This is a genomic window from Thermotoga sp., from assembly GCF_021162145.1.
Classification (GTDB): Bacteria; Thermotogota; Thermotogae; order Thermotogales; family Thermotogaceae; genus Thermotoga.
This window is the reverse complement of record NZ_JAGGZH010000041.1, coordinates 1-12144: the sequence shown is the minus strand read 5'-3', so window position 1 is coordinate 12144 and position 12144 is coordinate 1. Positions and strand designations below refer to the sequence as shown.

Annotated in this window: 14 protein-coding genes; 13 read left to right on the top strand and 1 reads right to left on the bottom strand. The window is 46.0% G+C overall.

Annotation, left to right across the window (positions count from 1 at the left end; all coding sequences use genetic code 11):
- The 10 genes from J7K79_RS03310 to amrB all read left to right on the top strand — a co-directional run.
- Positions 1-281: tRNA-dihydrouridine synthase (locus J7K79_RS03310; RefSeq protein ID WP_296905155.1), on the top strand; the 281-nt coding region annotated here is incomplete at its 5' end.
- A 2-nt stretch (positions 282-283) separates the two neighbouring features.
- A complete protein-coding gene (locus J7K79_RS03305; RefSeq protein ID WP_296905153.1) occupies positions 284-754 on the top strand; it encodes a ferritin family protein in 471 nt (156 codons plus the stop codon).
- A gap of 1 nt (position 755) precedes the next feature.
- Positions 756-1955 carry a type II secretion system F family protein gene (locus J7K79_RS03300; protein WP_296905151.1) on the top strand — a complete coding sequence of 400 codons (1200 nt, stop codon included), beginning with the start codon at positions 756-758 and terminating at the stop codon, positions 1953-1955.
- Positions 1952-2335, top strand: coding sequence for a hypothetical protein (locus J7K79_RS03295; RefSeq protein WP_296905149.1), 384 nt, complete (start codon positions 1952-1954; stop codon positions 2333-2335). The genes J7K79_RS03300 and J7K79_RS03295 overlap by 4 nt, the downstream gene beginning before the upstream one ends.
- Positions 2336-2408: 73 nt before the next feature.
- Entirely contained in the window at positions 2409-3317 is a 909-nt protein-coding gene (locus tag J7K79_RS03290) for a hypothetical protein (RefSeq protein WP_296905147.1), read from the top strand.
- Positions 3289-3849, top strand: coding sequence for a hypothetical protein (locus J7K79_RS03285; RefSeq protein ID WP_296905145.1), 561 nt, complete (start codon positions 3289-3291; stop codon positions 3847-3849). The genes J7K79_RS03290 and J7K79_RS03285 overlap by 29 nt, the downstream gene beginning before the upstream one ends.
- The gene (locus tag J7K79_RS03280) at positions 3846-4262 is read left to right on the top strand and encodes a hypothetical protein (RefSeq protein WP_296905143.1); all 417 of its coding nucleotides are present in this window, start codon (positions 3846-3848) and stop codon (positions 4260-4262) included. The genes J7K79_RS03285 and J7K79_RS03280 overlap by 4 nt, the downstream gene beginning before the upstream one ends.
- Complete coding sequence (locus J7K79_RS03275) at positions 4259-4720, top strand: hypothetical protein (RefSeq protein WP_296905141.1); 462 nt, start codon at positions 4259-4261, stop codon at positions 4718-4720. The genes J7K79_RS03280 and J7K79_RS03275 overlap by 4 nt, the downstream gene beginning before the upstream one ends.
- Before the next feature lie 15 nt (positions 4721-4735).
- Positions 4736-8572: a type II secretion system protein GspD gene (locus J7K79_RS03270; RefSeq protein WP_296905139.1), complete on the top strand. Its 3837-nt coding sequence runs from the start codon at positions 4736-4738 to the stop codon at positions 8570-8572.
- A complete protein-coding gene (gene amrB / locus J7K79_RS03265) occupies positions 8569-9402 on the top strand; it encodes an AmmeMemoRadiSam system protein B (RefSeq protein ID WP_296905137.1) in 834 nt (277 codons plus the stop codon). Before J7K79_RS03270 ends, amrB begins: the two co-directional genes overlap by 4 nt.
- On the opposite strand, the gene murJ is transcribed toward amrB, so the two are convergent.
- Positions 9383-10804: a murein biosynthesis integral membrane protein MurJ gene (gene murJ, locus J7K79_RS03260; protein WP_296905135.1), complete on the bottom strand. Its 1422-nt coding sequence runs from the start codon at positions 10802-10804 to the stop codon at positions 9383-9385. The genes amrB and murJ overlap by 20 nt on opposite strands.
- Positions 10805-10872: 68 nt before the next feature.
- On the opposite strand from murJ, the gene flgM reads away from it, so the two are divergent.
- The 3 genes from flgM to J7K79_RS03245 all read left to right on the top strand — a co-directional run.
- Positions 10873-11151, top strand: a complete 279-nt coding sequence (gene flgM / locus J7K79_RS03255) for a flagellar biosynthesis anti-sigma factor FlgM (RefSeq protein ID WP_296905133.1) — start codon at positions 10873-10875, stop codon at positions 11149-11151.
- The gene (locus tag J7K79_RS03250; protein WP_296905131.1) at positions 11148-11597 is read left to right on the top strand and encodes a flagellar protein FlgN; all 450 of its coding nucleotides are present in this window, start codon (positions 11148-11150) and stop codon (positions 11595-11597) included. Before flgM ends, J7K79_RS03250 begins: the two co-directional genes overlap by 4 nt.
- A gap of 2 nt (positions 11598-11599) precedes the next feature.
- Positions 11600-12144, top strand: a 545-nt coding sequence (locus tag J7K79_RS03245) for a flagellar hook-associated protein FlgK (protein WP_296905129.1), incomplete at its 3' end; no start/stop codon positions are given.

The following is a 12144-nucleotide window of genomic DNA, read 5'->3' as shown; positions in this document are numbered from 1 at the left end:
CAATAGGAAGGCCTTGGTTGTTCAAACAAATAAAGGAGTTCTTAGAGCGTGGAGAATATTTTGAACCTTCTTTAGACGATATTCTAAGGTCTTTCGAGATGCACTTGAGTCTTTTAGTTGAAGTCAAGGGGGAAGAGAAAGCTATCGAAGGAAGGAGGAAATTTATAGCGGGGTACACGAGGAATTTGAAAGGGGCAAGAAGGTTCAGAGATGAGGCGATAAAAGTGAAAGACCTTCGAACTTTGAGAGAAATGTTTTATAATTTCCTCAAGGAGGTGTGAACATGTTCTCAGCAAAAGAGTTGTTGAACATCGCCGTGAGAGTAGAAAAAGATGGGGAAGAGTTCTACAGAAAACTAGCAGAACGTTTTGAAAAACCGGATATAAAGGAGTTCTTTTCTTACATGGGCCGCCAGGAGGCAGAGCATGCCCATACATTCGAAAGTATAGGAGCAGAGTTGGGCGCCGATGAGGAAACATACCTTAACCTTGAAGATGCGGAAGAGTATCTGAAGAGTTTCGTCGAGGGAAGGTTTTTCCCGGATGCTGCCACGTTGGAGAAATACTTGAAAGAAAAGTCCGTGGAAGATGCGATCGATTTTTCTATATCCGTGGAAAAAGAGACCATCATCTTCTACTACGAGGTCCTCGAGCTCCTGAAGAACGAGAGGGCAAAAGCTCTCGTCAAAAGCATAATAAACCAGGAAAAGCAACACGTGGTGAAGCTACTGAGAATAAAGGGGATGATCCCTTAGGATGCCTTTTTACAAATACGTTGCCGTGGAGGGGAGTGGAAGAAAAGTAACGGGGGTTATAGAAGCTGAAAACAAGTTGAAGGCGATTTCCATTCTCGCCGAAAGAGGGCTGATGGTCGTACGTGTTGAGGAACACAAAGGTCCAAAGAAGAATGCCCCGTTCTTTCAGATTTCCATCAGTGAGATTGCTACCTTCTGTCGTCAGCTTTCCATAATGATATCGGCCGGTATAAGAATAAAAGAAGCGTTGAACATACTGGCACGCCAGGAAGTTTTCTCGAAACGATTCAGGAAGGTCATATTGGAGATAGCCGTCAACGTGGAGACCGGTGATACGCTGGCCGACGCCTTTCGAAAGGTGGGTGTTTTCGACAACGTGTTGATCAGCATGCTGGAGGCGGGAGAAGAAGGGGGTGTTCTGGATAGAACTTTAAGGAGGGCAGCGGATTTTTACGAGAGTGTGAAAAGACTCCAGGACGAGGTCAAATCTGCAATGGCCTATCCCCTGTTTGTTCTGTTCTTCGCCATCGTGATCGTTCTTGTGATCAGTTTCTATATTCTGCCAAATCTTGTTCGGGCCTTTGGAACTTCCATTCCTTTGTCTCCCACTATTCGATCTCTTCTGAAGATCAACGAATTCCTCGGTAAGAACTGGCTGTGGTTTTCTGTCCTCGTGACTGGGATCATGTTTGGTCTCTTCATTCTCGTGAAATCGAGATACGGAACTTACATAAAAGAGTACCTCTCCTTTCTGTTTCCTCCCGTCAGGAAATTGAGGCAAAACATGGGACTTGAGAGATTCGCAAGAACACTTGGAATCCTTGTGAGTAGTGGCGTGAGGATAACGGATGCGATCAAGATGGCGGCACAGGCTTCCAATTCACCTTCGATCGTTGGGAAGAGTGATGAGATGGTGCAGAAAGTCTCAGAAGGCAAAACGCTGAGAGATACCTTCGCGGAAAGTGGGGTGTTCCCCCAGCTCATTTACGAGATGATAGGAACAGGTGAAGAAACAGGAAAGGTTGACGAAGTGATGGAAAGAGTGGCCGATTTTTATGAGGACATCGTGCGAAACAGTGTGAAGCGTCTGGTTTCGTTGGTGGAGCCACTCTTGATAGCAGGGGTTGGAGGATTCGTGGCTTTCCTTGCGTACTCTATCTACACCACCGTTTTCCAGCTCCAGAGGAGCATAGGAAGATGAGTATTGTTGAAATACTCGTGGTCCTTGCCGTTTCGCTTCTGATAGTGAGTTTTTTTATCCCCATTCTTTGGAAGAAATCAGAAGAGGATGTTCAATCAATCGTTGTCAAGATAAAAACTATGAAGTCTCTGGAATTATCTTCTAAGGATGGTATTCTAACAATAGAAGACACTGGAAGAATAATTGTTTACGATCCACACAGGAACGAGAAAACAACCTATCAGTTCCCCTTCTCCTTTCAATCTGAGGGACCAACCGTTGGTAGGAACGTTACTTTCATGAACGGCTTTGTGTCGACGGCCGGTACGGTCTATGGTGAGGGATGGAAGATAACAGTCGAGCCCGTCACCGGAAGAATGAGGATACACAGGGGGAGATAGCTTGCAAATCTTCTACAACGATATTTTGACATTGAATTTGTGTTCCCACTGTGTGGAGATAGTTCGTGCTAGAATGCGTGGTTCAAAACTTAGAGTTTTGAAAAGCGTGTTCAGTGTGGTGGACACCCTTGACAACGAAAAAAGAAAGGAAACTATTTCCGCTCTGATGAAGGATGTCGAAAAAGACCTCGAAGATATCGTTGTTGCAAACATGCCTATGGAAAACGTCCTGATCATGAAGATAAAAGTACCACCATCTTTGAACAAGCAGAACACCCTAGAATACGCCACCATGGAGATATCCAGGAATCTCGGCATAGTTCCCGAGCAGCTGATCGTGGCCCCTCTTGGAATACACGAAGGAGAAGGATTGTTCTTTGTGTCGAAGGTGGATCAGGTGAAAACGTTTGTTTCAGAGTTGATGGAAGCAGGATTCCCCGAAACGGATGTTGTGATACCAGATATTGTGAAATATCTGGAGTTTTTTGATTTTTACTTCAGAAGGCGTTTAAAGGGAATCACCGTCCTCGTTGTGGCTTCATTTTTCAACGACTACTATTCTATCGTGGTTTTGGAAGACAAGCACTATCGATCCTGCAGAATGGTCTTTTCTATCTTCTGGGATTACATGGACGTTGTAGCGGAGAACACAGGTATACAGCCGAAAGAACTGTTTGAAGGAATGGTGGAGATTTCTCTGGACTTTCTCCAACCGTACTTTGGAGATTTTCTCCTGGAACTGGATAGAGAGGTGAAGATAACACTCGATGAGGTCTCGTTGGACAGAGTAGATCAATTCTTCTACATCATCGATCCACCTGTTTTCTTCCAAGTTTTCATGCAGGCCCTGCAGAAGTTCGAAGGTACAGTTTTGAGAGAAGGGCCGGTTCCTTCTGTAAAGTCCGGTGTATCGATGGGAGGTCTGGGGTTGCTACTGAGAGGGGGAAGGGAAATTGGAAAGGTTAAACATCTATCCGTATAAGAAACGAAAGGTGAAGGTAACCACCTTTGCTGTTCTTCTCATTGTGATGCTGCTTCCGCCTGTTTCGTTCAACGTTTACTTCAGATACGTCAAAGAACAGATGGTGGAAAATCTGGAGAGTGAGTACGCGGAGATCCTCGGTGCGTATTCGGTGGATCTCTCTATCGACTCGTCCAGGAATCTAGCAGAGGTGTCCCGAATCGAAAATGTGCTGTTGAACCAGATCAAAACCTTGGAATTCAGGGTGAATTCTTTGAATGCCTATCTCGAAAAGAGAAAGAACTGGGAGGATTTCTCCAATTTGCTCACGGAGATTTTCAAGGGACGGGGCAGAACGTTGATCTATCTGAGCTTTTCTCCACAGAAAGCAGTTTTGGAGTTTTACGAAGTTTCCAGGAAGTCTCAGAAAGTCCTGCCAGAGAGTTTCCTGAAAGATGGGAGGATAAAATTGGAGCTCTTGTTTGAAGAACACTTGCCAGAAGGATACACCATGAAGAAATACAGGCTGGAGTACGAGGTGGCGAAGAGATGAGAGGAATTAACAGGAAGTTTGCTATCTGGTTTTCTGTCCTGACGCTTTTGGCGCTGGTATTTGGTTTGCTTGTTCCAGACTTCGTGATATTCATGTTCAACACCAAGAAAGTTGAAGAAAAGCTGGCAAACCTTGCATCTGCATACAAAATCTTCCGTGCAAAGCAAAAAGAGTACATGGATATTCTGAGAGCAATAGAAAACACCCCTGATTTCGACTGCGAGCCGGGAAACAGAGAAATCAGTGTGATGGAAGCCGGAGATCTGTTGAGAAAGCTTATCGCAACGAGGAAAGTGACGGTGAAACAACTGGTGATCGATGCTAAAAAGGTGATTCCGGTTGACTTCTTGGGATTGTCAATATCCCAACCGAAAGTGAAAATTTCACTGGATATGGAAGAGGTGAAACGATGAGTCGACGAACACTTGTTTTACTGGTGGTGATGGGCGCGGTCTGGGTGCTGGCGTTTTTCTATCTCTTCAGGGGGAGCACGAGTGTGGCGACTTTTCAACAGGAAAAGGTAGTGGATTTGGTCTCTCTCGTGAGTAAGATACACATCGATTCAAACCTGAAGAAAATGGTGATTGAAAAGTCTCCTGAAAGTCTGCCAGAAGTTTTCAATCCTGTCAGGCTCAGTTTTGGAAAAGAAGCGGCCGATACTCTCATAGTGACTCTTCCCACATTGAGCTACAAATTCCTTGGGTTCATCAAAACAGAGAATGGAGTGAGAATCTTTCTTTCTGACGGAAGGAATCGCTTTGAAATCTCAGGGAAGAATCCTGTCTTTGACAGGTACGCTGTCACCTACGTTTCCAGTTTAGGGGTGTTGGTACTGGACGTGGAGAATGGAAGATTTTTCTCAATAAGGTGAGAAGGGGTGTTGACCATGAGAGAAACTCTTGTTGGTCTTTTCCTCTTGATTGCGGGAGCGTTGTTCTCTGCTGAACTCGTGGGAGTGTTGCCCCAGATAAAGGAGGATCAAGTGCTCATAGAGATTCAAATTTCCTCACCCGTTGAGGATATCTCCGCGGAGATGAACTCCTCTAGGACTGTGTTCTCCGTGTTTCTGAAGGGGGTTCAGATGAAGATAAGCAGGTTCATGGTCCCAGTTAGCGTTGGACCCGTTGAGGGTGTCCGAGTCGTGAATGTGGGAAGCGGTGTTATGGTGTCTGCGAGTTTGTTGGTTCCTTTCCCAGGAAGTTACGAACTGGAAGGAAACAAGGTGATCATGAAATTCCCGAGAACCAAGGAGAGGATAGACGTATCCTTTGAAAACATGCCCTTTGAGGACATGGTGAAGTATCTCGCAGAGAGATTGAATCTCAACGTGATAGTTTCAGAAAGCGTGAAAAGCGCAACAACAAGCCTGAAATTGAACGACGTAACACCGGAGGATGCCCTGAGAGATCTTCTTGTGACCTTTGGGGAGGTTGCCTACGCTTACTTTCCAGATGGAACGATGTTCATTGGAAAGTACGAAGAGGTTTCCGGGAGATTTCAGAGATTTTGGGGTATATACAAGGTGGAGAATCAGACCGTGGCGGATAGAATAAAGAGCCTCATCTCGCAGGAGGCCATGATAGATTATCTTCCATCGAAATCAGTGCTCTTTGTTTATGGAACCTCAGAAGAGCACGATCTTGTAGCGAGTCTCCTTTCGGTCTCCCCACCCCTTCAGCAGAAAGAAGTGTCCTTCTCAGTGGAAGCGAGTAAGGTAGAAGAACTCCTGTCTGCTCTGAAAGATGTCTATCAGTTCGAATACCATCTCTTGAAACCGGTGTCCAGGGTTATTCTCGCGGGAGATTCTGAAACCATCGCAAAAGTCGAAAAGTACATGAAGATCTTGGAAACCGGTGTAGAGCAGATTGAATCCCAAACTGTTTCCACAAAAAAGTTCGTTTTTTATGCTTATGATCCAAAGGCTGCTGCCAATTTGATCAAGTTGATCCTTGGAATAGATGCCCAGGCTTACGAGGAAATGAACTTGGTAGTGTGCCAGGTACCGATAGACAGGGAAAAAGAATTGGTGGATTTCATAGCGGAAAACGATCTCGAGCTCGGCAACGCGTACTACCTCGATGTAAAAAAGGGTGAGGAGGATTTCTTAAAGGAGGCACTCCAGTTTCTTGGTATTCCCGCTTCGAGGCTGAAGTTTCTCGATATCGATGGAGAAAACGTAAAAGTATCTCTTTCTGTTCCCAAGAACATGTACGAGAAGATCTCTTCCGTTCTGAAAAAGCTCTTGGACCTCAGGCGAAAAAACTTCACTGCAAAAGCTCTCGAGTTGAAACGGGATATTCAACAAGAATTGCTTGAGGCCGTCTCGAAAATGTACGGTGTCTCGGTGGATAAAGTGGGGAAGTTCGTCTTCATTGAAGGGGCTCTACGTTCTGTCAATGGTGCTGTGGATTATTTGAACAAGCTTCAAACCAGATACACTCGATTTCTGAAGATCTCTCTGAGGGAGGAGAGTCTGGAAGATTTGAAAAAGTTCATCCTAGAGAAGTACGATGTGGAGATCGATTACTTCCCGGCATTGAAAATGCTCATGCTCAGTGGCATGGATGAGAAAAGACTGCAGGAAGCAGCCGAGGAATTGAAAGCTATCGTCTCGGAGGAAAAAACAGTGCGATTCGTGAAAAAAGTGAGAGCCGTTTCTCTCGACAAGGTAAAGGCGGTTCTCAGCCAACTCTACGATGTCTCCGTGGAAGAGTTGGGAAACGAAATAGTCGTTATCGGTAGCGAATTCGAAGTTAAAAGTGCCATGGATCTTCTCCAAAAGATCCTGAGCTCGAAAGAGGAAATAGTGCAGGCGTTCGTCGACTTTCCAAAGTGGCTCCAGGATCCTGAAAAGCTGCTCAATGTGGTCGGCAGAAACACAGGAGTGGTTTATGAAGTGATGGATGGTGTTGTTCTATTCGAGGGAACAAAAGAAAGTGTGAAAAGAGCTCAGGAGCAGTTCAAAACGATCCTGGAGAAACTGGGAAAAATTCGGGAAAAAGACACTGTGAAGTTCCTGGAAACAGATGGCGCTTTCCCTGTCGATGAATTCATCGCCCTGTCTGGGAAACTCCATCCGAACATTGTGTGTATAAACCTCGACAAACTGGGATTTCTCGTTCTCAAAGGACCGGTTGGTGCCGTGGAGGAGCTTTCAAGGATATACAGCTCCTTCTTCGAAAGGCATCAGGAAATCGCCAGGGAAAGCGTCTTTGAACGTCTCACACTGGAGGTACCACCAGGTTTCCCGTTTGACCAATTCAAAACTTTTCTGGAAATCCTAGTTCCAGAAGTGAAAAAAGTTGCTTATCTGGACAGGTTGAATCTGTTGTTGGTGGAGGCTCCAGCTTCCCAATTAGAGAGGGTCAAGAATCTCTTGAAGACCTTCCTGGAGAAAACGAGAGCGGTCTCCAGAGAACTTGAGAGGAGAAGTATTCCAATACCTGCGGGCGTGGACCCCAACGAACTGGCCACTTACCTTAAGAAACTTTTCAGCAACGTTGAAATCACCGTTTTTTCGAAGCTCGGCCAGATAGTTGTGGAAGGACCTGAGAACGTCGTGGAGAAGGTAGTTAACCTGGTGGAAGAGGAAAAGGTGAAGGCAAGTAAAAAAGAGGATCATGTGTTTGTCTCCGATGGAAAGCTTTCTATAGAAGCAGAGGGCGTGTCACTGTACGATCTCCTCAAAGAGGCAGCAAGTGAGCTTGGCGTGCCCGTAGTGTTCGTGGACATTCCTTCTGAGAAGGTCACCATGAAGGCCAAGGACATTTCCTGGGAAAAGTTTCTGAATTTGATTTCTCAAAATTATGGATATCTGTTCGATGAGGAAAACGGCATATACGTGGTTTCTAAACCAAAGCAAGATCTTGCAAAGAGATACATCTACAGCGTTCCACACAATTTCGACCAGATAAAGTCGCTCATAGAGTTCTACGGGGGAACGGTGTACATGGACTCTTTGAACAACTTCATGGTGGTAACAGGAATCTCCGAGACGATAAAGAAAGAGCTAGACAACATCATCAAGAAGCTTTCAAAGCCCACAAAACAGGTAGAGATCTCGGCAAAGATAGTGGACAAATCCTTGATAGATATACTCGACAAGGAAAGAGGCCTGGAATTGAGTGGAACCGGAATCAACCTGAGTTCCTCCGGCGCTGGAATATCTTTCTCAGTGGCTGATTACCTCGATTTTGAGAAAATATTCGAATCTGTCTTCAATAGTTCGTTGTCGCTCCAGTATTCCGATCGGGAAAGTAACACCCTCGACGACATTCTGGCAAGCCCCAGGATCGTTACTACCAGTGGAAAAGAGGCGAAGATCCTCATAGGGGATAGAATACCTTACGTCACGGACACGAATGGTGATGGAACACCTGAGGTTCAATTTCTTGAAACAGGTATAGAGCTTACCATCACGCCATTTGTGCGAAGTGACGATACAATAGAACTCGATCTTTTCGTCAAGGCGAGCGAACCTGGGAATTACGTGAACAACGTTCCGGGTGAGAAAACAAGGGAAGCCCAAACGCACCTCATAGTGAAGAATGGTAGTACTATTGTGATAGGTGGTTTGATCAGGGAAACGACGAACGTGACGGAAAGTAAGCTACCGTTTCTTGGAGATCTTCCAATAATAGGTCGGTTCTTCAAAACAAAATCGGAGAACAAGGAAAAACGTGATCTCATAATATTCGTCACCGTCAGGGTGGTGGAACCGTGATGAGAAAACCAGTTGTGGCGGGCCTCTTTTATCCTTCCCGGGAAGATGAGTTAATCGAGCAGATAAGGATGTGTTTTCTCGACAGGAAGATAGGGCCGGGTGATCTGCCCGGTCCCGTTGAGACAAGCCTTCAGAGACCTATAGGTCTTGTTTCTCCCCACGCGGGTTATATCTACAGTGGGCCGGTTGCAGCCTGGGGATTTCTCGAAGCAGCCAAACTTGGGAAACCCTCCCTTGTTGTCATCATCGGTCCAAACCACACAGGGCTTGGAAAACGCGTGGGAATCTGGCCATCGGGTTTCTGGGAAACACCCCTTGGAAGAGTACCTGTGAGCGAGGAAGCGGTGGAAATCATCCTGACCAACTCCAGGTACGCTGAGCAGGACACACTTTCCCACCTGAAGGAACACTCTATCGAAGTTCAGCTTCCCTTTCTTCAGTTTGTCTTCGGTGATTTTTCCATCGTTCCCATATGCCTGATGGATCAGAGTCCAACTGTCGTCGAAGATCTCGCCTTTGCTGTTCGCGAATTGATGAAAAAGTTCGACGATGTTTTGATAATAGCTTCCACCGATTTGAACCATTACGAGGATCAAAAAACCACTTTGAGGAAAGACTCTCTCGTTGTGGAAGCGGTAGAAAAGCGTGATTCTAGGTTGCTGTACGAGTATCTCGTGAAAGAGGATATCAGCATGTGTGGTTATGGGGGTGTTGCTGTTCTTCTGAACCTCGATTTCTCCGGTGTCAGAATTCTGAAGCATGCCACGAGTGGAGACGTGTCAGGAGACACACTCGAGGTTGTGGGTTATCTCAGTGCGATTCTATCTTGAAAATTTCTTTGATTTCACTTATCCTCAGTATTTTTCCAGCGACAAAGTAGACCACCATTCCAAGCAACACAAGTGCTATGGTTCCCACTTTACCGGGGAGAAAGTCTTTTGTAAAAAAGACAACGGTTCCCATGACGATCGATGCAGCGACTATCTTGAGAATCTGTACATCGAGAGACGGTTTCATCCTGAAAAACAGAAAGAAGAATCCTGCCATATAAGAGAGGCTAGTGGCAAGAGCTATACCCTTTGCTCCCATGGTGAAGCCGAGTGCGATATCCAGTACGATGTTCAGGAAAGAGACGAGCAGGGTGGCTATGAAAGGAAGTCTGGCTTCCCTTCTGGCGTGGTAGGCACGTGAGAGAAGCTGGAACATTGAAACAAAGCACAGTCCTACAGCGTACATCGAGAGGATTTCGGCCGCTTTCTTTGTAGCTCCCATGGTAAATGCCCCGTACCCAAACAGAAGAGAAATAAGCCTTTTTGAGAGTACTACAAGGCCAACAGATGATGGCAGAGTGAGGAACAGATTTTTCATGACGAAGTCCTTCAGGTTCTTGTCGTAATCCTCTGTCTGACTGAGGGTCGAGAGAGCAACAGTGGAGACGGCCACACCGAAGATACCCAGCGGAAGCTGGTAGAGACGGCTGGAAAGTTGTATCAATGAAAGGGAGCCCGGATCCAGAAAAGAAGCCACGTTCACATCCACTATTGTTGCAATCTGGGAGACTGCCATGGTCAGAAAGGTGGCAAAGAAGAGTTTGTAAAAGCGCGATAGACCTTTGAAATTGGGCCTGTACCTGAATCCTTCTCTCCAGGGCAGAAGAACGATCAATCCCGTAAGACCTCCCAGTGTGAAACCGGTGGCAGCCCATTTTACACTGCTAGTGAGACTCCCTAAGATCACACCGAGGTTCGAGAACATTGGTGTCAGAGCGGGTAGAAAGTATCTATGCGAAGAGTTGTGTATCGAGTAAAAAACCGCCCAGACGAAAACGACAGTGATGAAAGGAGATGTTATTCGAAGAAGGTTTGCAGCAAGTGTTTTTGTGTTCTCTTCAGCTCCGGTTGCAAAAAGAGCAACTATGAGATGGGGAAACACCTCGGAGAAGGCAACTATTGCAGTGGTAACCAGCCCCAGGGAGGTGAGAACAGCGGACGCGAAACTCTCTTTTTCTTCTTTAGTCTTCAGCTGGTTGTAGATGGGAAGGAAAGCAGAACTCATCGCTCCTTCTGCGAACGTTCTCCTCAGAAAAAAGGGGAAAATGATGGCGATGTAGTAAGCGTCGAGAACGGACGAAGCACCGAAGGTTCCTGCAAGGATCATATCCCGAAACAGACCTGTGACTCTGGAAAGAAAGGTTCCAAGCGAAAAAGAGAGGGTTCTCTTTATGTTGGACACACCGATTCCTCCCAATTCAAATCTGAAGGGAATCAACCGATAATATTATACGGAAGGGGGTGAAGGTTGTGATAGATGGCGTGAACGGGCCAAGAGAAGTGAATCCACTTGAAGGAATAAAGAGACCTTCTGCAGAAAAATCAAAAGAGAAGAAAAAGAGCGAGCTAGGAGACAGAGCTGAATTTCGCTATGTTCAGAACGTGGGAGAACTCTCGAAAGAAGCAAAGAGTATCTCCTCTGTCAGAGAGGAGCTCGTGGAAGAGTTGAAGAAAGCTATAGAAAGTGGAAACTACTTCATTGATACAGAGAGGCTCGCACAGAAAATACTGGAGGAACTGTCCAAATGAGAAAGGAAAAGCTGAAGAACATCTTGACCAAGAAGATCGATCTCATGGAAAAACTGAGAGAGCTTTTACAGGAAAAGCTCGAGGCTATCGTTGTGAGGGATTTCAAGAAAGTGGAAGATATTATCGGGCGTGTTGAAGAGATATCTTACAAGATGGAGACAGCTAACAAGGAGCTAAAAGCTGCTCTGGAATCACATGGTCGAGGGTTGAAGCTTGTCGATCTTCTGGAGTTGTACAGTGACGACGAGGAAATGATGCTGATTTTAAAAAACTTCTTCGAGTCCTTGAACAGGATCACGTTCGAAGTGGAAAAGTTGAGACAGGCCATAGATTTCCATCTGAGATACATAGATTTCATCTTCGGGCTTCGAAGAAACGGTATCACGTACAGAAAAGATGGCTCATTTGACGAAGAGGGTCCTTCCGTATTTCTTGGGAGGTCTTGAAGATGCCTGATATGTCCATGTTCGGAATCCTCAACACGGCACTGACTGGGATATACACCCACAAGCTGGCGATGAACATAGTTAGCCACAACATAGCGAATGCCAACACACCGGGATATTCCAGACAAAAACCCGTCATAGAGGCAACTCCACCCATTCCTCTGACAACCCTTACGCAGCCTTCTGTACCGATCCAGATGGGAACCGGCTCCAGGGTTAAAACAATTGTGAGATTGAGGGATACGTTCCTCGACGTTCAATACAGACAGGTGAACAACCGGTACAACTATTGGGACACCGTCCTGTCCAATCTCCATTTCGTGGAGCAACTCCTCGCGGAACCGAGTGAAAGAGGGATCAGAAGTCTCGTTGACAGTTTCTGGAATGCCTTTCAGGAGGTCATTTCGGATCCTACCAACACTGCTTCAAAAGCGGAAGTTGTCTCCAGGGCTCAACAGATGGTATCCCAGATAAAGGATCTCTACGGAAGACTAGAACAACTCAGGGAGGACATAGACGGCGAGATCGTGCAGAGAGTCTCTGAGAT